The sequence below is a fragment of the Sulfurospirillum arcachonense DSM 9755 genome, from assembly GCF_000597725.1.
Classification (GTDB): Bacteria; Campylobacterota; Campylobacteria; order Campylobacterales; family Sulfurospirillaceae; genus Sulfurospirillum_A; species Sulfurospirillum_A arcachonense.
Genome location: NZ_JFBL01000015.1, coordinates 1 through 24,834 on the forward strand (window position 1 = coordinate 1; position 24,834 = coordinate 24,834).

Annotated in this window: 19 protein-coding genes and 2 pseudogenes; 15 read left to right on the forward strand and 6 right to left on the reverse strand. The window is 31.0% G+C overall.

What is annotated here, in order from left to right; genetic code table 11:
- The 3 genes from K354_RS0111050 to K354_RS0111060 form a co-directional block, all read right to left on the reverse strand.
- Window positions 1-539: respiratory chain complex I subunit 1 family protein (locus K354_RS0111050; protein WP_024955563.1), on the reverse strand; the 539-nt coding region annotated here is incomplete at its 3' end.
- 11 nt (window positions 540-550) lie between these two features.
- Window positions 551-2,491 carry a proton-conducting transporter transmembrane domain-containing protein gene (locus K354_RS0111055; protein WP_024955564.1) on the reverse strand — a complete coding sequence of 647 codons (1,941 nt, stop codon included), beginning with the start codon at window positions 2,489-2,491 and terminating at the stop codon, window positions 551-553.
- On the reverse strand, window positions 2,491-3,141 hold the full coding sequence (locus K354_RS0111060) for a 4Fe-4S dicluster domain-containing protein (RefSeq protein ID WP_024955565.1): 651 nt from the start codon (window positions 3,139-3,141) through the stop codon (window positions 2,491-2,493). Before K354_RS0111060 ends, K354_RS0111055 begins: the two co-directional genes overlap by 1 nt.
- 860 nt (window positions 3,142-4,001) lie before the next feature.
- Between K354_RS0111060 and K354_RS0111065 the strand changes: the two genes are divergently transcribed.
- The 12 genes from K354_RS0111065 to K354_RS0111120 all read left to right on the forward strand — a co-directional run bounded on the left by K354_RS0111065 (window position 4,002) and on the right by K354_RS0111120 (window position 18,552).
- Complete coding sequence (locus tag K354_RS0111065) at window positions 4,002-6,725, forward strand: molybdopterin-dependent aldehyde oxidoreductase (protein ID WP_024955566.1); 2,724 nt, start codon at window positions 4,002-4,004, stop codon at window positions 6,723-6,725.
- Window positions 6,726-6,809: 84 nt separating this feature from the next.
- On the forward strand, window positions 6,810-9,176 hold the full coding sequence (locus K354_RS0111070; RefSeq protein WP_024955567.1) for a pyridine nucleotide-disulfide oxidoreductase/dicluster-binding protein: 2,367 nt from the start codon (window positions 6,810-6,812) through the stop codon (window positions 9,174-9,176).
- A 1-nt stretch (window position 9,177) separates the two neighbouring features.
- On the forward strand, window positions 9,178-9,384 hold the full coding sequence (locus tag K354_RS0111075) for a DVU_1557 family redox protein (RefSeq protein ID WP_024955568.1): 207 nt from the start codon (window positions 9,178-9,180) through the stop codon (window positions 9,382-9,384).
- Window position 9,385: 1 nt separating this feature from the next.
- Complete coding sequence (trsM, locus tag K354_RS0111080) at window positions 9,386-10,117, forward strand: DVU_1556 family methyltransferase (protein WP_051505434.1); 732 nt, start codon at window positions 9,386-9,388, stop codon at window positions 10,115-10,117.
- Complete coding sequence (locus K354_RS0111085) at window positions 10,110-10,565, forward strand: DVU_1555 family C-GCAxxG-C-C protein (RefSeq protein ID WP_024955570.1); 456 nt, start codon at window positions 10,110-10,112, stop codon at window positions 10,563-10,565. The genes trsM and K354_RS0111085 overlap by 8 nt, the downstream gene beginning before the upstream one ends.
- Entirely contained in the window at window positions 10,562-11,902 is a 1,341-nt protein-coding gene (gene trsS / locus K354_RS0111090; protein WP_024955571.1) for a radical SAM (seleno)protein TrsS, read from the forward strand. The genes K354_RS0111085 and trsS overlap by 4 nt, the downstream gene beginning before the upstream one ends.
- Window positions 11,899-13,188 carry a DVU_1553 family AMP-dependent CoA ligase gene (locus tag K354_RS0111095; protein WP_024955572.1) on the forward strand — a complete coding sequence of 430 codons (1,290 nt, stop codon included), beginning with the start codon at window positions 11,899-11,901 and terminating at the stop codon, window positions 13,186-13,188. The genes trsS and K354_RS0111095 overlap by 4 nt, the downstream gene beginning before the upstream one ends.
- A gap of 3 nt (window positions 13,189-13,191) precedes the next feature.
- Entirely contained in the window at window positions 13,192-14,220 is a 1,029-nt protein-coding gene (locus K354_RS0111100; RefSeq protein ID WP_024955573.1) for an XdhC family aldehyde oxidoreductase maturation factor, read from the forward strand.
- Window positions 14,221-14,224: 4 nt separating this feature from the next.
- A complete protein-coding gene (locus K354_RS0111105; protein ID WP_024955574.1) occupies window positions 14,225-15,331 on the forward strand; it encodes a DVU_1551 family NTP transferase in 1,107 nt (368 codons plus the stop codon).
- Window positions 15,324-15,914: a histidine phosphatase family protein gene (locus tag K354_RS0111110; RefSeq protein ID WP_024955575.1), complete on the forward strand. Its 591-nt coding sequence runs from the start codon at window positions 15,324-15,326 to the stop codon at window positions 15,912-15,914. The genes K354_RS0111105 and K354_RS0111110 overlap by 8 nt, the downstream gene beginning before the upstream one ends.
- A gap of 83 nt (window positions 15,915-15,997) precedes the next feature.
- Window positions 15,998-17,893: an FIST N-terminal domain-containing protein gene (locus K354_RS0111115; RefSeq protein ID WP_024955576.1), complete on the forward strand. Its 1,896-nt coding sequence runs from the start codon at window positions 15,998-16,000 to the stop codon at window positions 17,891-17,893.
- On the forward strand, window positions 17,890-18,552 hold the full coding sequence (locus K354_RS0111120) for a response regulator transcription factor (RefSeq protein ID WP_024955577.1): 663 nt from the start codon (window positions 17,890-17,892) through the stop codon (window positions 18,550-18,552). The genes K354_RS0111115 and K354_RS0111120 overlap by 4 nt, the downstream gene beginning before the upstream one ends.
- Before the next feature lie 53 nt (window positions 18,553-18,605).
- Here K354_RS0111120 and K354_RS15410 read toward each other — a convergent pair.
- Window positions 18,606-19,103, reverse strand: a pseudogene (locus tag K354_RS15410) (methyl-accepting chemotaxis protein); the annotation flags it as partial.
- 363 nt (window positions 19,104-19,466) lie between these two features.
- Window positions 19,467-20,459: pseudogene (locus K354_RS15415) on the reverse strand (methyl-accepting chemotaxis protein); the annotation flags it as partial.
- Between the two features lie 288 nt (window positions 20,460-20,747).
- Between K354_RS15415 and K354_RS0111130 the strand changes: the two are divergent.
- Together K354_RS0111130 and K354_RS0111135 are read left to right on the forward strand one after the other, a co-directional pair.
- Window positions 20,748-21,392 carry a Crp/Fnr family transcriptional regulator gene (locus K354_RS0111130; protein WP_024955579.1) on the forward strand — a complete coding sequence of 215 codons (645 nt, stop codon included), beginning with the start codon at window positions 20,748-20,750 and terminating at the stop codon, window positions 21,390-21,392.
- Window positions 21,393-21,708: 316 nt separating this feature from the next.
- Entirely contained in the window at window positions 21,709-22,548 is an 840-nt protein-coding gene (locus K354_RS0111135; protein WP_024955580.1) for a YitT family protein, read from the forward strand.
- A 66-nt stretch (window positions 22,549-22,614) separates the two neighbouring features.
- Here K354_RS0111135 and dbpA read toward each other — a convergent pair whose 3' ends face one another.
- A complete protein-coding gene (dbpA, locus tag K354_RS0111140) occupies window positions 22,615-23,943 on the reverse strand; it encodes an ATP-dependent RNA helicase DbpA (RefSeq protein WP_024955581.1) in 1,329 nt (442 codons plus the stop codon).
- Between the two features lie 62 nt (window positions 23,944-24,005).
- On the opposite strand from dbpA, the gene K354_RS0111145 reads away from it, so the two are divergent.
- Entirely contained in the window at window positions 24,006-24,824 is an 819-nt protein-coding gene (locus tag K354_RS0111145) for a phosphatidylserine decarboxylase (RefSeq protein WP_024955582.1), read from the forward strand.
- Window positions 24,825-24,834 lie beyond the last annotated feature (10 nt).

The following is a 24,834-nucleotide window of genomic DNA, read 5'->3' on the forward strand; positions in this document are numbered from 1 at the left end:
ACAGCAAATGAAGGGATAGCATAACCATAACTACCTTCTTGTATTAAAGAAGTGATTATCGGTAAATTAGTGCTTCCTGCTCCCATCATAACAACAACAAGACAAATTACAGCAACTTCTTCTGTATAAAAACCCAGAGTACCTTCTCTACTAGCGCTTACACCTGCAAAAGGATTTGCACTATCAATACCCGCAATAATAAAAATAAATCTAAAAAGTGCGCCTAAGTATAGTAAAACAAATATGTCCGAAAACTGAGAAAAAACAGCAGAATCAAGACCATAAGTAACCGGTAAAGCACAAAACATTGCTGCAGCACTCATAAACAATAAATAAGGTGTAATTTGATAAATATAACTTGAACTATTTGGTTTTGTTCTTCCTCTTTTTAGTAATTTATAAATATCATAATAGGTTTGAAAAATACTCGGTCCTATTCTTGATTGAAATTTTGCTCTTAATTTTCTAGAAATTCCATCAAAGAGAGGAGCAACTAATATAGCTGAAATAAGTTGTAATAATATATATATAAAATCCATTCTATTCTCCCTTAAAAATAGTTATAACTAAAGATTATTATCAAACAAAGATAAATCAAGATATAGCCCGCATAAAGATTTGTTCTACCATTTTGGAAGATACCTATCTTGTCAGAAATAACCATGATATAATGAATAATTGGTTGATAAATCCTATCCCAAATAAGATCATGTGTTTTTTTGGTGTAGACTGCTTTCCCAAAATATCCGTCAATTTTAATATCTTGTTCGTGTTTCAAAAGAAAGCTAAGTGCTTTTCTGATATCTCCAGTAAAGGAATTGGAACCGATTTGCATGTTTTTGTTATAAATAAAACCACATGCCCATGGATCAGTAGATCTAACCTTTTTATTGTTTGATTTTAATATAAAAAGAAAAACAAAAGGAAGAATAGCACAAAGAACCATAACCATAACGATGATAGGCATAGAGATAAATCCATATGTAATTGCGTTTGTTTGTGGCATCAATGTAAGAACGATTTTTGTAAGCATATCAACTACATTATTCATAAAAATACCTATGCCTACACAAAGACTTGCCAATAAACCTAATGGTAAAAGTCTAATGAATGAGACTTCTTTAACGTTATCTATATTTTTATTATCACGTGATATTCCTAAAAAAACTGAACCATATAACTTTGAAAATGTCATAATAGCCATAGCACCAGTAATAGAAAGTGCAACGATTGAAATTGTAAAGAAAAAGCGTGATAGAACACCAGGTTCAATACCACCCATAACCATTGTTTTATAAGTTACCCATTCACTAGCAAAACCATTGAGTGGTGGAAGTGCACAGATAGAAAGTGCGGTAACAAAAAATATGATAGATGTTATAGGCATTTTTTTATGAAGTCCACCAAGAGCATCCATATCTCGTGTTTTTGTTTCAGTGAATACGTTACCACTTAACATAAAAAGTAGTGATTTAAAAACTGCATGATTTAGAATATGAAAGAAAGCTGCAATAAAACCTAATAAAGCAATCATAGGTGAATTTGCTCCAAGACCATAAAAAGCTCCACCAAGGCCTAAAAATATAATTCCTACATTTTCGCAAGAACTATAAGCAATTGAGGCTTTATAGTCGTTAGAAACTAATGCGTAAATAATCCCAAAAATACAGCTCAATGCTCCAAAAAATAGTAAAATATATCCAAACTGTGTATATTGTGGAAGAAAAAGTGAAAATTTGATAAATGCAAAAAGTGCTACTTTAATCATAACACCACTCATGAGTGCAGAAGCATTTGATGGGGATTGACAATATGCTATAGGCAACCAAACATGGAAAGGAAACATTCCCGCTTTTGAGCCAAATCCTAGGAGTAATAAAACAAAAAGAACAATACTCATGCCAAAACTTATATCAAGTTCAGCAAACTTGCTAAACTCAAAACTACCCGCAAAACTTGCCATAATTATAAGAGCGACCATCAAACAAAATGCACCAATCTGAGCAATACCTAGATAAATCATGACATTTTTCGAAGCATCTTTGCCATCATTAATGAGAATTAGAAAAGCAGAGATAAGAGTCATTACTTCCCATAAAAGCATAAAAGAAAAAACATTATCACTTGCTATAACAAGAAGCATAGAAAGAATAAATGCATTAAATAGTGAAGCAAAAACGGCTAAGTTTGCCTTTTTTTCATAAAATTTTGCATAATCAAAACTAAAAAGTGAAACTGCAAAGGCAATTAAACTAATTAAAAAACTAAAAAACATTCCCAGTGAATCAAGTTTAAAAACAGGTAAACTAATAAAGCTTCCTGGTAATTCCCATATCATTTCTTCATTAAGATGTGAAAAGAAAAAAACCGTTGCATAAAGTGAAATTACAGTTGCTAATCCAAATCCAAGTTTCTGTGCAAGACGTGGTTTTTTATAAAGTAATATAGATAAAAATGAACTAAACAAAAATAACGTATATATGGTTTGCATTATGATTCCTCGCTATCTGTTTTTTTAGGCTCAGTTGCCACTGGTTTAGGTGCTTTTGGTTTTTTAACAAATGGTGCAGGAATATTTTTAATTTCTACATCAGGTAAAATAAGTTTTAAAAATGGTGTCATATCACCTTTTACTTTTTTACCAAATTTACCTTCTGCTAAAACAGGATCAAGAAAAACTAAAGCTCCTGTTGGACAAATACCAACACAGGCAGGACCAGTTTCTAGCCCCTTACACATATCACATTTAATAGCAATACTTTTTAATCCACTGATACAACCCGCCTCTAAATTTCTCTCAATATCTTCTTCAATTGAAGGTGGAACTTCACCATCCATATGGATTGCTCCATAAGGACAAGCAATAGTACAAAGCTTACAGCCAATGCATATTTCTTCGCAAAGATCAATAGATGAATCCTTGATACTTAGTGCACCCGTTGGGCAGACATTAGCACAAGGTGCATCATCACATTGACGGCATTGGTTAGGCATTTTACCACTTTCCAAAGTGAGTACATCAAGCCTGCTTTTTGAAAGTTTACCTCGTATGTAAGTTTTTTTAACACAAACTTTCATACAGGCATTACAGGCAATACAGAGGTCTGGATTTGTAATAACAAATTTATTCATTTTAGACATAGACTATCCTCTCGTAGTTGAATATAACTTAATTAGCCACAACTCCTAAAGGTATTTCCCACATAACATACCCTTTTATTGTGTTAACGACATTCTACTAGATATTTATAGCATGAAAATAGCCGTTGAAAAGTTTATATCCTTTTTTTTATATTTAAATAAAAATTAATATATATAATTTATTTAAAATTGGTTTGTATTATAGTAGATATGTATTGAACAGATTCTTAAAAAAAATTAAAAAATATATTGTAAATTTAAGTATTGTGAAGTAATTCCTCATGTTAAGCAGAATAGTTTTTATTATTTGTATTTTAATCATATTTAATATCTTTTAATAATATACTAATAATAATGTTTTATATATATAACAAAATATGAAGCTTTTAACTATAAAATTTTTATTATTATAACTAGAATATTTTCTATTCTAATAGTTTTCTTAAATTATTTACAAAGAAAATTATAAAAATTATTTTTGCTATTTTCGTGCTATGAATTAAGTATATACTTCAATTAGAAGATTATAAAAACTAAGAATTCTTAATTAAGAAATATGCCAATTTTGCATATTAAATAGATTGAGAAAGCAAAATTTTTTAGTTTACAAATATGCTAATTTTGCATATTTGTAAATTGAAGATACTTAGGGAAAAAGGAGGAAGTGCAAAGAATTTTTGATTAAACTCAATTTAATGTTTTGAAGAGTGGTGAAGTGGCTTGAAATGTTTTGTTTTTAAAAAGCTTAAAAGTTCAAATTCTTAAATTAGTTTGCTATGTGATTTGCATAACTTATGTGTTATCGATATCGTAATGATGTATAGCAGACAGTAAATTGGTATTTTATGAAAGGTTATAATATGTTAAAAAGAACAATCTTGATGAATGGCTCTAAAGTGACTTTTGTTGCTGATGCAGCAGAAAAATTATCAGATGTAATAAGAAAACAATTAGGACTCACAGGAACAAAAGTTGGTTGTGGAAGTGGTGAATGTGGTTCTTGTACAGTTATTCTTAATGGAAAAGTTGTACGATCGTGTATTACTAAAATGAAAAAAATTAAAGACAATGATGAAATCATTACAATTGAGGGTGTTGGGTCAAAAGATGAACTTCATCCTCTTCAAGTTGCATGGATGGTTTATGGTGGTGCACAATGTGGTTTTTGTTCTCCAGGGTTTATTGTCTCAGCAAAAAATCTTTTAGATAAAAATGATAACCCTACACGTGAAGAGGTAAGAGATTGGTTTCAAAAAAATAAAAATGTTTGTCGTTGTACAGGATATAAACCATTAGTTGATGCTGTTATGGCAGCAGCACAATTGCTAAGAGGTGAAATTGAAGTAAAAGATATTTGGAAATCACTTCCTGAGGGTGCTTCAATTGTTGGATCAGACTATGTTCGTCCATCAGCACTTGCAAAAGTAACTGGAACATGGGATTTTGGAGCAGATTTAGGATTGAAACTTCCTGAAAATACACTTCATGCAAAACTCGTACAAGCAGAAGTTTCTCATGCTAATATTATTTCAATTGACACAGAAGAGGCAAAAAAAGTTCCAGGTGTTGTTGCTGTATTGACTTATAAAGATGTTAAAGGAACCAATAGAATTAATGGTTTGGCTTTCCCTACCAATAAAGGTGACGGTTTAGAAAGACCAATTTTAAATGATAAAAAAATATTCCAATATGGTGATGCAATTGCAATTGTTTTAGCTGAAAATGAAAAAGCTGCTCATGCGGGTGTTGAAAAAGTTAAAGTTGAATTAGAAGTTTTACCAGCTTATATGAATGCACCAGATGCTATGGCAGATGATGCTATTGAAATTCATCCTGGAACTCCTAATGTTTATTTCAACAACCACATTAGTAAAGGTGAAGAGACTAGCCCAATTATGCAAAGTGCTCCTTATGTTGTTGAAGATAGTTTTTATACACAAAGACAACCCCATTTACCAATCGAGCCAGATGTTGGTTTTGCTTATGTAGATGATGATGGAAAATTAATTATTCATTCTAAAAGTATTGCAATTCATTTCCATGCATTAATGATTGCAGAGGGTGTTGGAATGAAAGCAGAAGATGTATATATCGTGCAAAACAATACTGGTGCAACATTTGGATATAAATTTAGCCCAACAATGGAAGGTTTACTAGGAGTTGCAACAATGGCAACTGGAAGACCAGTCTATCTTGAGTTTAATATGAAACAACAAATTACATATACAGGTAAAAGATCACCATTTTGGACAACTATGAAATTAGCTGCTAATGAAGATGGAAAAATTTTAGCTTTAGAATCAGATTGGAGTGTTGATCATGGTCCTTATTCAGAATTTGGCGATTTATTAACACAACGTGGTATGCAATTTGGTTGTGCAGGATATGGTATTCCTAATATTCGTGGTAATGGACGAACTGTATGTACTAATCATGGTTGGGGTTCAGCATTTCGTGGGTATGGTGCTCCAGAAATCATGTTCCCATCAGAAGTACTTATAGATGAATTAGCTGAAAAAGTGGGTATGGATCCATTTGAATTTAGATATAAAAATATTTATAGAGAAGGTGATACTACTCCATCAGGTTGTAAACCAGATGTATATTGTTTGGAAGAATTATTTGATAAGAGTCGTCCAGCATATGAGGCAGCAAAAAAGAGAGCGGCGCAAAAAAATGCAAATGCTCTTCCTGGTAAAAAATATGGAGTTGGTGTCTCTGTTAATATTTATGGTTGTGGATTAGATGGACCAGATTCTTCTGAAGCTTGGGCTGAAATTACACCAAAGGGTGTTTCAGTTGGAAATTCATGGGAAGATCATGGTCAAGGAGCTGATATTGGTACATTGACTTTTGCTCATGAAACTTTAAAACCATTAAATCTTAAACCAGAACAAATTGATTTAGTATTAAATGATATGACTAAAACACCAAATAGTGGACCAGCAGGTGGTAGTCGTTCTAATGTTGTAACAGGAAATGCTACTGTTGTCGCATGCCAAAATTTACTTGAATCATTGAAAAAAGAAGATGGTACATATAGAACATATGAAGAGATGGTTGCAGAAGGCCGTGAGCTTAAATATATGGGTAAATGGACAGCTCCATGTACAGATACTCCACCAGAACATGGTCAAGGTGATCCATTTGCTGCATACATGTATGGTGTTTGTGTTGCTGAAGTTGAAGTTGATACTGCATCAGGTAAAACAAATGTAGAAAAAATGTTGTTAGCATCAGATGTTGGAACTATTATTAATAGACTTGTTGTAGATGGTCAAATGTATGGTGGTCTAGTTCAAGGTATTGGTTTAGCATTAACAGAAGATTTTGATGACTTGAGAAAACATACAACATTAACAGGTTGTGGTATTCCAACAATCAAAGATGTTCCTGATTCGTTAGAGTTGATGTATACAGAATATCAACGTCCTAATAGTTTATTAGGTGCTTCAGGTGCGGGAGAAATGCCTCTTGCTGCTCCACATGCAGCAATTATTAATGCTATTTATAATGCGTGTGGCGCTAGGGTAACTCATTTACCAGCGCGTCCAGAAAAAGTTTTGGCAGCTTTAGCTGATTAGTGTAAATAAACGCTATAAAGTGAGTGGGATATATATCTCACTCACGCCTTTATCTTTAAATGCAATAATATGAGGATATAGAGAATGGATTTAGATAAATTATTAGAAATTGGTAATGAATGTATTCATTCAGAACCTCCTGTATGTGTAGCTTCCTGTCCCGTTCATATGGATGTGATTGCCTTTACATCTGAAATTGAAAAAGGTGATTTTGCTAAAGCATACAAAATTATGGAAAATAAAATTCCTTTTAGCCGACTTATTGGAAAAATCTGTGACCATCCTTGTGAATCAAAGTGTGTTAGAAAAGATGTCGGTGGAAGTATTAAGATTAGCGAATTAGAAAAAACAGTTATAGATTTAGGGTATGATGCACCTAAAAAAGCAATGCTCTTACCAAAAACAAAAGGCAATATTGCTGTTATAGGTGGAGGATTAAGTGGGATTGTTACAGCAGTTGAACTTGATAAAAAAGGCTATCAGGTTACTATTTATGAAAAATCAAGCCGATTAGGCGGAAGTCTTTGGGATTATGAAGGAAAAGGTTTAGATTCTTCTATTATAGAAGAAGAGCTTTTACTCATTAGCAAAAAAGGTATTAGTGTTTTTTTTAATACCGAAGTAAATGAAGAAAATTTACAAACTTATATCGAAAAATATGATGCTATTTATTTGGGTACAGGTTACTGGAGTAAAGAGTATGACATCAACCCTGATACTTATCAAAGTGATATTGCCTCACTATTTATAGGTGGAAAAATTCAAAGTAAAAATAATTCAGTTATTCATTGTGTAAGTTCAGGTAAACGAGCAGCTGTTTCGATAGATAGATATATTACTAAAACCTCTATGCTTGCTTCGAGGGAGCGAGAGGGAATATTTGAAACGAAATTAAATTATAAAATAGATACCGTAAAACCTATAGATGTAGTTAAAAAAACATCTAGTATCTATTTCGAAAATGAAGCAAAAAAAGAGGCAAAAAGATGCCTCAAATGTCAATGTAATGAGTGTATTGATGCATGTGTTCACATGCAAAGGTTTAATGTAACACCTGATAGTTATATTAGAAATATAAATCATAATGAACGCATTATTTTAGGAACACATAGTGCCAATGAGATGATTAACTCTTGTACACAGTGTGGTTTATGTAAAGAAGTGTGTCCAGTAGGGATTGGAATGAAAGATATTATTCATGATACACGTGAAAGTATGGTTGAACGTGGGAAAATGCCATTGTCGGCTCATGATTTTGCACTAAAAGATATGAGTTTTAGCAATAGCGATTATTTTTCAATGGTAAGAAAACAGCCTAGTAAAGAGGACTCCAAAAGTCTGTTCTATTATCCTCAAATAGCTTTTTGTGGTTATACAAGAGGATTATATAAAGGTTCTGGAAAAACAGGATTTTTATTTTATCCAGGTTGTCAGCTTAGTGCAACACATACAGATTATATAGGGGATATTTATAAGCATCTAGTTGGAGCTATTAAAGATAAAGATGCACAAAATGATGTTGGCCTTTATTTAGGATGCTGTGGAGCACCTGCTGATTGGGCTGGAAGAGTTGATTTAATGCCCCAAAGTGTAGAAAAAATACTTAATGTATGGAAAGAAATGGGTGAACCAACATTTATATTGGCATGTTCTAGTTGTACTTCTACTTTTGAAAAATATTTGCCGATGATAAAAACAGTATCGTTATGGGAAGTATTTGATAAATACGGTTTACCCGAAGTTGCTATTAAAAAAGGTAAAAAAGAGTTGAGTATCCATGATGCATGTGCTACTAGACATGATACACAAATTCATAAAAGTGTTCGTAGTATTGTTAAAACATTAGGTTATAGCATTGAAGAGCTTGAATTTTCAAAAGACAAAGCAAAATGTTGTGGATATGGAGGGTTGGTATCGTGTGCTAATAAAGAGCAAGCCGATGATTTTGTAAATGATCGAATTACGGAGAGTGAGCAAGATATTCTTGTTTATTGTGCGATGTGTAAAGATGCTATTGTGAAGGGGAATAAAAGAGCTTATCACCTTCTAGATATTATATACGGTAATGAAATAGACCAAGCTGTACCTCAAAAAATGCCGACACTTTCTGATCGACAAAACAATCGTAAACGACTTAAAAAACAACTTCTTAAAGAGATATGGAATGAAGAAGTGAAGAGTGATTTAAGCAATACATATGATTTTACTTTGAATATTTCAGATGAAATAAACGAGATAATTGAAAAGAGATTTATCTTAGTAAGTGATATTGAACAAGTTATACATAATTCCATTAAACAAAAAGAGAGATTTTTTAATCCTGAAACATCAGATTATTTAGCACGGCTTAGAATTCAAAATGTGACATATTGGGTGAAATATGAAGAAAATGGAAGTGACATTGTTTTAAAAGATGTTTATAGCCATAGAATGCAAATAGTGGAAGAATAAAATGAAAGATGAACTTAATATAACAAATAAATGGATATGTGATAAATGCCAAGAATCATTAGTTTTGGAAAAAGTAAAAGTCCGTTATCTTGAAGGTAATTTTGAAGTGGAGCTTTTAAAATGTCCTACATGTAAAATGGTTTATATAAATGATGATTTGGCATTGGGAAAGATGCTTGAAGTTGAAAAAGGCTTGGAGGATAAGTAGTATGAATGCTTATGAAAGCTGTTGTATGCAAGAAGTTACTGGGGAAACTTTACGACCTGGTGGCTTTGAGCTGACAAAAAAAGCAGTAAGATTTTGTTCTTTGGATAAAGAAGATAATGTCCTTGATTTAGGTTGTGGAAGAGGGGCTACTATTGAGTATCTTTGGCGTGAGCATTTGATTAGAGCTACTGGTGTAGATTTATCACAAAAGCTGTTAAAGATTGCAAAAGAAAAAAATCCTTTATCAAAATTTGTTTTTGCTAAAGGAGATTCTTTGCCTTTTGATAATAATAGTTTTGAGTGTGTTTTTGCAGAGTGTACATTATCTTTGATGGATCATTTACAAGAAACACTCAAAGAAGCACATAGAGTATTAAGTAATGATGGTTGGTTTGTCATTACTGATGTTTATGCAAAGAACCCAGAGGCAATTGATGAGCTTACAAATTTTTCTATTACTTCGTGTGTAAGAGGATTGCATCAGTTGCCTTTATTGGAAGAAAAATTAGAAAAAATGGGTTTTGAAATTATACTTGTAGAAGATCATAGCCATTTTCTTAAAGAGCTTATGGTCAAAATAATTTTTTCTCATGGTTCAATGAGTGCATTTTGGAGTAAGACAATGAGTGGTGAAAAAACTCAAACATGTTGTTCTTTTGAAAAAACTCTTCAACAATGTAAACCAGGATATTTTATGATTCTTGCACGAAAAAAAGGAGGCAAAAATGGATGATTTATCAATGCGTTTGTTCAGACTCTCAACTGAGGGCTTTTGTTGTGCCCAAATTATGTATAAACTTTGTCTTGAAGATGAAGGAATACAAAATGATGATCTTATAAAATCTGCACAAGGTCTTTGCAGGGGTATTGCAGATACACAACAAACTTGTGGAGTATTAAGTGGAGGTATTGGTGTTTTAGGACTTTATGCAGCAAAAGGTAAAGAAGGTGAAAGCGAAAAAGAGAATATAAAAGAGATGATAGCTGAATTTCATGAATGGTTTAAAAAAGAATTTGGCTCAACTCAATGTGTTGATCTTATTGGGGTGAAAGATTTTTATGGCAGTGATCAAAGTTATAAACCTATTTGTGCAGATATGTTGCAAAAAGCATATATAAAAGTTTGTGAGATTCTTCTGAATCATGGTTATGAGTATGGTAATAGGGAATGTATTTCATGACTTCAAATCAGGGAATTCATACACAAAGTCTTTGTCCCATATGTTTGAGCAAAATAGAAGCTAACATGTATGAAGAAGGTGAGAATACCTATATGCACAAAGAGTGCTCAGAACATGGTAAATTTAAAACTGTTGTGTGGCGTGGAGAAGGGATAAAAGAGTGGATTCGTACAAAAGAGAGAGCTTATATTAAAAACCCTATTACTGAATTAAAAATGGGATGCCCATATGATTGTGGACTTTGTAGTTCACATAGGCAACACACTTGTACCGCACTAATAGAAGTCACTTCTCGTTGTAATTTAAATTGTCGTTTTTGTTTTGCTGATGCGATTGAGTCAAAAAATGAAGATCCATCATTAGAAAATATTCAATTACAATTTGAGCGTATTTTAAAAGTTTCTGGAAAATGCAACATTCAACTCTCAGGAGGAGAGCCTACTTTAAGAGATGATTTAGTTGATATTGTAGCTATGGCTACGACTTTTGGATTTCCTTTTATTCAAGTCAATACAAATGGTATTCGTTTTGCAAATGATGAGGTATATGTAAAAGCTTTGAAAAATGCAGGATTGAAGTCTATCTTTTTACAATTTGATGGTACCGATGATAAAATATATAAACAATTACGTGGTAAAGCACTTTTGGAGTTAAAGAAAAAAGCAATTGAGAATTGCCATAAACATGGTATTGGTGTTGTTCTTGTTCCTACTTTAGTACCAAAAATAAATGTTTATAATATAGGGGATATTATCCGTTTTGGGATGGACTATTCGCCAACTGTTAGAGGAGTTCATTTTCAACCTGTGAGTTATTTTGGGCGTATTCCAAATGAGCCTAAAGATGAAGATAGAATCACTTTGCCTGAAGTTATGGATTATATTAATAAACAAACAAATGATATGGTGAGTTTAACAAGTATGCAACCTCCAGGATGTGAAAATTCTCTTTGTTCTTTTAACGGTAATTATTTAATAGAAGGAGATATTTTAAAGCCTATTACGAAACGCTCTTGTTGTTCTAGTGATGTTAAAAAAGCAGAAGTTGGAGCAAATAAAGCCAAAGCTTTTGTTTCAAGAAATTGGTCTTATCAAAAACTTATTGAACAAGAAAAACTTTCAGATTGGGATAAGATATTGGATGCTCTACAAAACAATACTTTTAGTCTTTCAGCAATGGCATTTCAAGATGCTTGGAATGTTAATTTGGAGAGAATTAAAGATTGTTGTATACATGTATCTACTCCAAATGGAAATCTGATTCCTTTTTGTATGTATAATTTAACCAATCAAGAGGGACGTTCTCTTTATAGAGATTCTATGGTGACAAGCAGATGAAAGTGACTCCGTTAGAAAACTGGATAGTTGAGCGCACACAAATAACAAAAAGAAGTCAAAAAGCACTCAAAGATTATCAATTAGAACAATTAATAAATACTTTGAAGTATGCAAAGACAAATAGTAAATTTTATGAAAAGCATTTAAATAGTGTAGATATAAGTACTATAAAATCATTTGAAGAATATGAGAGGATTCCTTTTACAAGTGAGCATGATATTAGACGTGATAATTATGATTTTGTGGCTGTTCCTCATCGTGAAATTGAGCGTATTGTAACTTTAAATACTTCTGGTACAACAGGTGATGAAAAACGTATATTTTTTACGCATGAAGATTTGGAAGATACAATTGATTTTTTTCATTATGGTATGAATTGTTTAGTTGATGAGAGAGATAAAGTGTTAGTTTTACTCCCTGGCCCTTCTTATGGAAGTATTGGAGATTTACTGAAAAAAGCTCTTGAACAAAGTAATATTGAGTGCATCGTCGAGGGTGTCCTTAGTGATGTTGAAAAAACACTTACATGTATAGAAGAAAACAACATTACATGTATCATTGGTATTCCTATGCAAGTGCTTTACCTCAGTCGAATAAAACCAGAGATATTTTATAAACACATTAAAAAAGTTCTTTTAAGTACAGATTATGTCCCTGATACATTAGTGAAAAAACTAAGCAATGAAGGGGTGTGCAAAGTATTTAACCATTATGGCATGACAGAGATGGGATACGGTGGAGGAGTGGAGTGTGAATGCTTAAAGGGTTATCATCTTAGAGAAAATCATTTGTATTTTGAAATCATTGACCCTATTACACAAAAGCATGTCTTAGATGGAGAGTATGGTGAAGTTGTTTTTACAACATTTGCTCGTCAAGCTATGCCTTTAATTCGATATAAAACAGGAGATATGGCACGTTTTAGTACCAAGCCTTGTGCATGTGGTACTTTTTTAAGAACTATGGATAAAGTTATTGGTCGTATTGATAACAAAATATCTCTCAATCAGCACGAAATTCATTTAAGACAATTAGATGAACTTATATTGCAATTTAATGATGTTGTAGATTATAGAGCTGAATTTAATGAGAAAGATGCTTTACATGTAAAGCTTACACTACGAGAAAATTTTAATAGTAAAAGTGTTGTAAAAGAGATACAAAACAATATAGTAAGTGATTTGGATATTGAAGTAAAAGTAGAGTGGAAATGGGATGATTATTCATCAAGTATAACGAATAGCATGATAAAGAGAAAAATACATTATTCTAACAAAGGAAGGTAGTTTATGAAAACGATGATTGAAATAATTGGGGATATTTTAAATGAAGAACAAGAAGTTGTTGCGGCAACTATATTGAGTAAAAAAGGTTCTGCTCCTAGAGGAGTAGGAACGAAAATGCTTATTCGAAAAAATGCTGTTATTGTTGGAACCATAGGTGGTGGACTTTTAGAAGCTATGACTATTCAATTGGCTTCTAAAGTTTTTAAAGCAAAAGAATCTTTGATAGAAAAATTTACTCTCTCTGACAAAGATGCTTCCTTAGAAGGTATGGTATGTGGAGGTAATGTAGAAATTCTTCTTGAATATATTAATGAAGAAGAAGCAAAACAATATCATCAGGCAAGAGAGTTGAGAGAAGATGAAAAAGACTTTGTTATGCTTACAAGAATTCCAAATGATGATAGTCCTGTTACACAAAAAGATAAATTTCTGTTTACAAAAACAGAATTTTATGGGCAAGAGGATGAAAAAGTCAAAAATTTTGTTTCATCATTGAGAGAAAATTTTAATCAAATAAAGTTTAATTTTGCACAAGAAAAAGAAAAATACTTTATTGAGCCTATTTATGGAATGGAGCAGTTATGCATCGTTGGGGCAGGGCATATTTCACAAAAAGTGGCTCTTTTTGCTAAAGAGTTAGGTTTTTATACTGTAGTCATGGACGATCGTTCAGAGTTTTTAAATAAAGAGTATTTTACAACAGCAAATGAACTTCTTATTACACCTTCTTATGCACAGCTTCCTTTTAATGGAATGATTAACAACAATAGTTATATTGTAATTGTAACAAGAGGGCACTCTTTTGATAAAGATGTATTAGGGCAAGCTTTAAGGACAGATGCAAAATATATTGGGATGATTGGTAGCAAGAAAAAGAAAAAGACTGTTTATTCTAAATTACTAGATGAAGGTTTTGTACAAAGTGATTTAGATAGAGTTGCTTGTCCTATTGGTATTCCTATTGATGCTCAAACGCCTGAAGAAATTGCTATTAGTATTTTAGCTGAGCTTATAAAAGTTAAAAGAGGCTAGAAATATGTCAAAAGACAATATGGCTGTTCTTATCATTGCAGCTGGATACTCTTCAAGGATGCATGATTTTAAGCCATTATTGCCATTAGGAAAAACAAAGGCTTTGAAGAGACTTATTCAAACATATCAAAAGCATGGGATAAAACATATTTATGTTGTTACTGGACATAACCAAGAAGAGATTTTAAAAGAGCTCAAAGATGATGATGTTGCGATAGTTTATAACGAAAAATATGATAATGGGATGTTTAGTTCTATTCAAAAAGGTTTAAGTATGATGAGTGAAGCAATAGAGGCTTTCTATATGCAGCCTGTTGATATACCACTTGTTAAAGTTGAGAGTCTTGAACGTCTTTATAATGCATATAAAAGTGGACATAAAGGACTTATTTATCCTATCTTTTTGGGTCGTAAAGGACATCCCCCACTTATTGATATAAAATATAAAAACTCAATTCTTGTGAGTGATGGGGAAGGTGGATTAAAACAGGTTTTAGAAGCATTTAAAGATGATGCTTTACATGTAAGTGTATGCGATCAGTCTGTTATGATGGATATGGATACATTTGAGGATTATGGAGCATTAGTAGCATATGAGGCACTTGGAGTACCAAATGAAAAAGAGTGCTTAGCTATTTTAGAGCAAAATGAAGTAGACGAGCATATTATCAAGCATACTCAAGCTGTTGGAAAAATAGTACTTAGACTTCTTGATAAAATTTCCAAGTGTAATTTAAATTTTGATAAGAATGAACTTTTAGCTGCTGCCCTTTTACATGATATATCACGAAAAGAGAAAAATCATGCTTTTGTTGGTGCTCAAAAACTACGTTTGATGGGTTATAAAAAAGTAGGTGATATCATTGAAACACATATGGATATTGATGTTGATATGAATCAACCATTGAATGAAAATGAGTTACTTTTTTTAGCTGATAAATTAGTGAGTGAAGATGAGGTATGTGGTTTTGAAGAACGTTTTGAAAAAGCACGTATAAAATGTAAAGATAATCTTGAAGCACTTGAAAACATAAATAAAAGAGTACAAGCCACTCGTAATATTATTAGAAAAATAGAAAATTTAACTCGAAAAGTTTTTTCATATGGTTGAAAAGATTTATTTAGTTCGTCATGGACATATTGATACAGGAGAGGAAAAAAGGTATGTGGGAAGAACTGACATACTGCTTGATAAACTAGGAAAAGAACAAGCAAAAAGTTTACAAGAGTATTTTCGTTTAATCCCTATAGATACTGTTTTTACAAGTTCTTTAAGTCGGTGTGTTGAAACTGCAAATATTATATGTCAATCAAAAAATTTAATTCCTCATCAAATCAGAGAATTTCAAGAAATTGATATGGGTACATGGGAAAATATACCTATGTCATTGATTAAAACAAATAATGCACAAGCATATGAACAAAGAGGTCAAGATTTAGAACATTTTACTCCACCTCAAGGTGAAAGTTTTGGTGCATTATCCCAACGTGTTATGAAAGCTTTAAATGAAATAATACAAGCAAATAATGGAACGATTATAATCGTCGCTCATGCTGGTGTAAATAGGGTAATTTTACGCTATTTTTTAAATATTTCATTTCAAAATATATTCACCATTAAGCAACCTTATGTTAGCGTATACAAATTAGAGCGGAAATCTAAAAAATCATGGATATGTGATACAATACAATAATATTCACAAGGAATGTAGTAGTTTTAATTACATAATAAAATAGACATAAAATTTATGTTTTATTTTGTTACAAAGAGAGAAAAATGAAAACATATAATTATGGATACACCAATGGTTCATTAGATGAGTTAATAAACTTTTCTTTGTTTGAAAATGAACAAAATGTTTTAATACAAGTTTTTTGTGGACAAGATAAAAATACTTTTAAAAAAGTTGTTAATACTCTTTTACACAATATTCCTCAGGCAATCTGCATAGGAACCACTACAGATGGAGAGATTTGTGAAGGTATGGTAAGTACTTTTCAAACAAGTATATCTATTAGTATATTTAAAAACACAACACTTAAAACTTTTTATATTAAAGAAGAAGAAGCTTTTAAAAGTGGTGTACAAATTGCTACTGAGTTGATTGAACCAAATACAAAACTTCTTATTTTATTTTCAGATGGAACTGCTATTAATGCAGAAGATCTTCTCAATGGTATTGAGTCTTATAATGCATCTATTCCTATTTGTGGTGGGATGGCTGGGGATAATGGAAAATTTGAAAAAACTTATATTTCATCACAAAATACGATTTTATCCAAAGGTGTAGTGGGCGTTTCTCTAAATTCTGATGTCTTACAAGTTGCTAGAGATTATAAATTTGATTGGAAAAGTATAGGAGTCAAACATACAATTGATGAAGTTCAAGGTAACAGAATTTATAAAATCGATGGTATGACTTCAGCAAAATTTTATGAAAAATATCTTAAAAACCACGCTTCTCAGACAGAGTTTCCACTCATTATAGAAAAAGATGGAATTATGACAGCAAGAGCTGTTATTGCTAAGCATGAAGATGGTAGTTTAAGTTGTGCAGGAAATCTTGGCGAAGGGGATGAAGTAAGAATTGGTTTTGCTGATGTACAAGCTTTGATGCATGATCCAATCAAAGCATTAACAAAACTTCATGGTGTGCAAGCAGAGACTTTTTATATCTATTCTTGTATGGCAAGAAGGCGGTATATGCCAGCTTTAATTCGTCTTGAAGTTGAACCATTTGCAAGACTTGCTCCAACAGCAGGTTTTTTTACGTATTCTGAATTCTATCACAACCAGGGACATAATGAATTACTTAATCAAACATTGACAGTTGTTGCGTTAAGTGAATGTGAAAATAGTGACATGAATCTATACGCGAAAAGTTTGGAAAATAAAGAAGAAGATGAAGAAAAATCGTATGCTAAAACGATTGAATCTTTAACAAATCTTATTCAGCAAAGTGCTAGAGATTATGAAGTTCAATCACGAAGATTAGAAGAACAAATACGATATTCTAGGAAGCTTTTAGCTTCTCATAAACAGTTTTTATCTCATACCATACATGAGATAAATACTCCTTTGAGTGTTATTATGGCAAATATTGAACTACACGATATAAAATTTGAAAAAAAAGAGTATTTAGAAAATATTGAAGTGGCTGTAAAAAGTATTTTTTCTCTATCTGATGATTTGAGTTATCTTATTAAAAAAGATCAATTGGTATATTTAAAAAATAAAATTAATTTAGTTGAATTTATACAAAAAAGAATTGATTTTTTTGAACAAATTGCTAGTAAGGCAGAATCTAAGATTCATTTTGAAACAAGTGATAATCCAATGATTATTGATTTTAATGAAACAAAATTGCAAAGAATTATAGATAACAATCTTTCAAATGCTATTAAATATACTTTTGAGAATAAAGCTATTTTTGTAACTCTTAAAAGAGTGGGTGAAAAAGTGCATTTTTGTATCAAATCTTATTCGCGTAAAATTCAAGATCCTGATAAAATTTTTGAAGAATTTTACCGAGAAGAAGAGGTTCAAGATGGATTTGGATTAGGACTTAATCTTGTTAAAAGAATTTGCAAGGAGGAAAAAGTGGAAATTACACTTTATTCTGATGAAGAAGCTACTACTTTTTGTTATATTTTTAATTTGAGTGTGCTATGAAGATTTTATTACTAGAAGATGATATTTTACTAAATGCAGCTATTTCAACATATTTTACTTCTATTGGTCATTTGATGACCTCTGTACGAGATGGTAATGTATGTTGGGATATTTTAGAAAAAGAAGAGTTTGACTTGTTGATTTTTGATATAAATGTTCCTAATATAGATGGGTTTAGCATTATAGAAAAATTGCATGAGCAAAAAAGAATGATTCCCGTTATCTTTATTTCAACTCATGCAAATATTGAAGATATTTCACATGCATTTGAATTGGAGTGTTTTGATTATCTTAAAAAGCCTTTTCATCTCAAAGAATTAAGCCTAAGAATAGATAGAATTTCTCAGATTATACCAATAAAAAGAAAACATAAAAGACTCTCAAGTTGTTATAGTTTTAATACTGAAAATATGACGCTGTATTTTAACAATGAACCACAAGTACTATCCAAAAGACAATCAAAGATTATTGAGTATTTAGCCTATAATAGAGGGATTGTGTGTAGCTATGAAATGTTTATGGATTATGTTTGGGATGATGTTGAAGTTGATATAGCAACTATTAGAGCAGAAATAAACCGTCTAAAAAGTCATTTAAAAGAGGACTTTATAACTAATATTAGAGCTGTTGGATATACGGTCAAAATTCCACACTCTTAAGTAAAATAAAAAGCACTATCTATCTAGAATGTGCTTTTTATCCATTTTACTATTTATGCCTTATATTGATTGAGTAAAAGACTCAATTTTGAAGTCATTTGTGACATATGGTTTGCCGCACTTGATATTTCCTCTACACTTCTAGCATTTTCGCTAGAGAGATTATTTATTCCTTCTATTTCATGGATAATATCTGTTGTCATTTCTGCATTTTTAACGTAGCCATTGATGATTTTTTCTATATCTGAAATGGTATTTTGTACAGCATTAACACTATGGTCAATATCATGTTCAACTTCACTTGAATTTTCCGCTAGTTTACTCGCATTGTGAGAATTTTTTGTGATTTGATCTGTTGTGTCTTGGATGGATTGTACGATGATGTTAATAGTAGCATTAATTTCTGCAAGTGATTTTTGTGTTCTTTCTGCAAGTTTTCGTACTTCATCAGCAACAACAGCAAAACCACGTCCATGTTCTCCTGCTCGTGCTGCTTCTATAGCTGCATTGAGAGCTAAAAGATTGGTTTGGTCAGCAATATCTGATATAACAGTAAGAACATCTTTAACTTGCTCAGCATCAGTGCTTAGCTGTTGTAATTTTGCTGCCATTTCTATTTCTAAAACAGAACTTTGATTAACATCGCTGGATAATTGTGTGATTTTAGATTTTGCTTTTTCGAGGTTATTCCCTGTTTGGGTGATAATTGTTTTTGTCTCTTTAGCTTCAGTAATAGAATTATTTAAAACTTCTTGTAATATTTTCCCTTTTTGTGTTGCCTCTTGTACGGTTTGTGCTTCTGTTTCAGCTTTTTGTCCTATTTGGAGTGAAGTTTGTGATAACTCTTCTGCTATGGAGCTATTTTCTGCGCTACTTGATTTTGCTTCTTTGACAGTTATTTGTACTTTTTCAATAAAAGCATTAATATTTTGACTAACTTTTGCTATCTCATCTTTTCCTTTTATTTTTAAGCGTTGTGTTAGGTCTCCTTCTCCTTGTGATAAGTCAAAAGATGTTGTTTCTATAATATTCAGTGATTTTTCAATACCTTTAGCAATAAATAAAATAACACCTAGTATTAAGACAATTACTAAAATACCTGTTGTGTATAAAGTTTTATTTAAAAAAGAGATAGTCTCTTTAGCATTTATAGATAATTCTTTTTGTAAGGCTTCCAAGATTGTCTCATCTTGATGGACAATGGTGCGCATTTCTTTCATTAATCCAGAATTATGATCAAGCCCTATGTTTTTTTCAGCTTCAAAGAGTGCTAAAAAATCTTTTTTATAAAGATTCAAATTATCTACTAAGGTAGAGTTGTTCGCTAAAGTATTGATATAAGCAGCTGTTTGAGTATATACACTATTGAATTTTTTTATGTATTTAGGATCATGTCTTAACATAAAATCTTTTTCATGTTTTCTAAGAGTTAAAACTAGGGACATCAAAGCTGTGTCATTTTGTGATTTTGCACTTGCTTGAACAGTATGAACAGAATTACGAAGTGCTCCATATAAACCATCTTTGGGTGTAAGTCCAATTGTTTTTTTCAAAGCAACAATTTTTGAAAAAATGGTGTCATATTTGCGAACTATTTTTTCAAAGTTATCAATTTGAGCGTGATCAATATTTTCTTGAATTAAAAATGTTTTAATTTTCAAGATATCTTTTTTTAAAAGTAAATTATCTTTTTGAAATGATTTAGCATATTTTAAATTATTTCTAGCTAAAAAGTCTTTTTCATCTTTCCGTAATTTTAAAACATCTATTTTCATATGAGATAGATTGTTTTCAATCTTTTCAAACATTTCTATTTTACTTTCAATAAAAGTAGCATAAAAAGAGAGCCCAATAAAGGCAACTAAAACACAAGCAACAACGAAATTTAATTTTAATTTAATGCTCATCCATAACCCTTTCCGACATTATTTAATATCAATACTACATTAAAATGTCAGATGGTTATCATTATTGTGTCCGTCAAATGGGGAGTAAGCGATAAAACGTTTCGTATAGTAACAATATAATTTAGAAAAATAAAATAAAAGTCAATTTATTTTTACTTCTAATTTATTTAATTAATAAAATTTAACTATTTGATATGATTTAAAAATAATATATGAGTAGTAAAAACTCTATAAAGTTGTGTTAGATATATATTTTTTCACAATATGATTAGTATGGTACAATAAGATATGAATAGAATAAAAGAGATACCATTTTTTTCTCACTTAGCTGAGGAAGATATAAAAAAACTAAAAAATATATCAGTCATAAAAAAATACAACCAAAAAGAGATACTTTTTTATGAAGGAGATGAGCCAAAATACTTGCATATTCTTTTAGATGGAGTTTTAAGACTTTACAAAATAAATCATAAAGGAACTCAAATCTTTTTGCATCAGTTTTTACCAGTGAGTTTGGTAGCTGAACTGGCAAATTTTGAGCAGATTCCTTATCCTGCAACTGCGGAATTTACAAGTAGAGGAGAAGTACTGAAGATAGATTATCAAAAGTTAGAAGAAAGCTTTTTTAAAAATCCAGAATTATCTTTAAAAATCATCAAATCACTCGCTGGAAAACTTAAAATTATGTCAGAAGTTATAACCAATGAGATAGTTTTAACAGCAGAAGCAAAAATAGCAAAATTTTTAGTAGAAAACACAGAGTTGTTTGATACACTTAAAAACACTCAAATCGCTTCTTTATTAAATCTTACTCCTGAAACACTTTCTCGTACTTTGACAAAGTTTAAAAATAAAGATCTAATCTTAATAGATGAGCAAAATAAAGTAGAAATTCTTAATATAGATACGTTATTAAGTATGTATGCAAATTGAATATAATATCTTTACATGTAAATGAGTTTATAAACTAAAACTTCTTTTTTCTAAGATATCTTTAAGATGTTTATATATTTATAACTCTTTCATCTTCATAACTAAGACGAACAAAACAAATGATGAAAAAAATAGCAAAAATAGAGATCAAGATTTAGATATAATAAAGAAAAAATTGAAAGAGTATTATGTTAAGAATGAAAAGTTTTGACTTGTTAAAACATAACCGTTTAAATTCACAAAACAACTCTTTTGCTCAATTATAACCCTTTACATGTAGACAATTAAATTTAAATTTTACATGTAAAGGATAATCTTGCAATTTAAACAAGAAATCAAAAATTATACATTTTTATCGTTAGGCTCATTTTTTGTAGCATTAGGTGTTGTTCTGTTTTTTATAACAAACAATATAACAACAGGTGGAACTCCTGGTGCTGCTATTTTACTTCATCATTTTACAGGATATTCAGTTGGAACTATGATGATAGTTTTGAATATCCCTCTTTTAATGATAGGCATAAAGTATATTGGTAAGCAGTTTGCCATTAGAACTATTGTTACGATTGTTTTGACATCATTTTGTGTCGATTTTTTATCAGATACTTTAAATTTGACGGGATTAACACAAAACATATTTTTGTCCACAGTTTTTGGTGGAGCTCTGATTGGGCTTGGTGTAGGTTTTATGTTTCAAGGAAACTCAAGTGCAGGTGGTTCTTCTATAGTAGCTAAAGTAATTTGTGCCAATAGTGAGATTAAACATGGACAAGTCATACTTTTTATAGATGTTATTATAGTACTAAGTTCAATTTATATTTTTAAAGATGTTGAAAAAGCTTTGTGGAGTTTGGTGAGTATTTACGTAACTTCAAGATGTATAGATGTTTTTTTAAGTGGAAATCCTAGTAAAAAAGTAGTTCATTTAGTCTCTGATAAAACAGAAGAGATAAGTGAAAAAATCATACAAAAACTAGGAAATTACGGCTCAATAGTAAATTGTACAGGTTTACATGTAGATGAGCCTAAAAGAATAATATTTATTGTTGTAGAACTAAGTAGATTAAGAGTTCTTAGGGAGTTGATTAAAGAGACTGATCCTGATGCTTTTATGGTTGTGATGGACGCTTCTGAGCTTTTAGGAAGAGGGCACTAGCTAATAGATGTAGGCACTTTTTTGAGGAGTGAATAAAGAGCATAAATTTTATGCTCTTTATAGTTATTATGCGAGCATCCAGACTCTGATTTTTTTATTTTTTATTTTTGTCTCTTTGAGTTTTTCGAATGCTTCTTTAGCAAATTCTTTCTCAATAGATACGTAAGAGTCTTTTCTATTGATTGTTATTTTTCCTATATGTTTTGCTTCAAGACCAATATCTTTTACTAAAGTACCGAGGATGTCTCCTGCGCGTATTTTATCTCTTTTGCCTCCATCTATACAAAGTGTAGTTAAATCGGCACTATATGGAGTTTTATCCTTTACATGTAAAGCATTTGTATCTTCAAGTTCTGTGTCTATATACTCTACATAGCCTTTTACAAAAGAGATGGCAATACCTTCTTTATCCATCCTACCTGTTCTTCCTATTCTGTGAGTATAAACCTCTTCACTTTTTGGTAAATCGTAGTTTATAACTAAATCAACATTAGGTATATCTAATCCCCTTGAAGCAACATCAGTAGCTATGAGAAAAGTACAACTTTTATGAGCAAACTCTATGAGTGTTTCATCTCTATCTATCTGGTCTAAATCACTGTTTATTGTAAGAGCGTCAAAACCAATACTCTGGAGTCTCTCTTCTAACTCTTTACATTTTATTTTTGTATTACAAAAAATGATACAAGACTTAGGTCTATAATGCAAAATAGCATTTTCAATTCCCTGTTCACTAAACTTAAAAAATCTCTCTTGTATTGTAGATTTTTCTTCTTCTATTTGTACTTCAATTCTATCATTTTGAATACTTTTACTTAATTTGAGTATATTATCATCAAATGTTGCAGAGAAAAGTAGAGTTTGCCTCTCTTTTGGAGTTAAGTCTAAAATCTTTTCAATATCCTCAAAAAAGCCCATATCTAACATTCTATCAGCTTCATCTAAAACAAGGGATGTAATATATTTAAGATTTAATGAACCTTTTTGTAAGTGAGCTAAAACACGACCAGGGGTTCCCACTACTATATGTGCTCCATGATCAAGTGAATGGATTTGTCCTCTCATAGGAGTTCCTCCACAAAGAGTAAGTATCTTGATATTGTTTTTAAATTTTGCTACTTTTCTTAACTCTTTTGCAACTTGGTCTGCCAACTCTCTTGTTGGAGCTAAAACAATAGAACTTGTTTTATATTTTTCTTTGACATTAACGTCTAGAAGGATTGGTATACCAAAAGCTACAGTTTTTCCACTTCCTGTTTTTGCTTTTGCTAAAACATCTTGTTTGTTTAAAGCATAAGGTAAAGCCTTCTCTTGTATCGCTGTTGGGTTTGTATATCCTAAATCATTAAGATTTTTTAGCATATCTTTATTTTCTATTAGTTCGTTAAATGTCACTCTTATATTCCTTTACATGTAAAGATGTTATTATAACAGATAATTCATAAAGAAAGAGATTAATGACTAATTTTAAAAGTTCTTGTGCTTCACGTATTTTTGGATGTTTTGCTTCTCATAAATTTCCAAATATTATTCAAAATATTATAAATAAATCATATGTAAAACTTATGAAAGTAAATTTGAGTGAATGCCCTGATATTTCAAGCTATAAGAGTTTAAATGAACTTTTTACACGAGAGTTAAAAACAAAAAGAGATATTGATGCAGATGAACATGAGTTTATCTCTCCATGTGATGCTTTTATTAGTGAGTGTGGAAATATACAAGAGCAAAAAGCTCTAATGATAAAAGGTCACTCGTATAGAGTGCGAAATCTTTTGGGTGATTATATTTTAAAACAAGAGAAAGATAGGCTGATAGATGGTGATTATATTAACTTTTACTTATCACCTAAGGATTATCATCGATATCATGTTCCAATGGATATGCAAATTAAAAAAGCAGTTCATATCCCTGGAAAACTTTATCCTGTAAATTTTACATGGCTTAAAAAAATTCCTGAGCTTTTTGTTGAAAATGAAAGAGTTGTTTTAGAGTGTTATACAAAAGATGATAAACTTTTTTATATGGTTTTTGTTGGAGCCTTAAATGTAGGGAAGATGCAATTTGTTTTTGATGAAACAATCCAAACAAATGCAAAGTCTTCTACACAAAAACCTTACATGTATAAAGATCTTTGGCTCAAAAAAGGTGATGAATTAGGTCGTTTTGAGATGGGTTCAACCATAGTTATGTTTTTTGAAAAAGATATGGTAGAGCTTACATGTAGGAAAGATGAACCTATAAAATTTAGCGAAAAGATATGTAAAGTAATATAATATTTAGGGT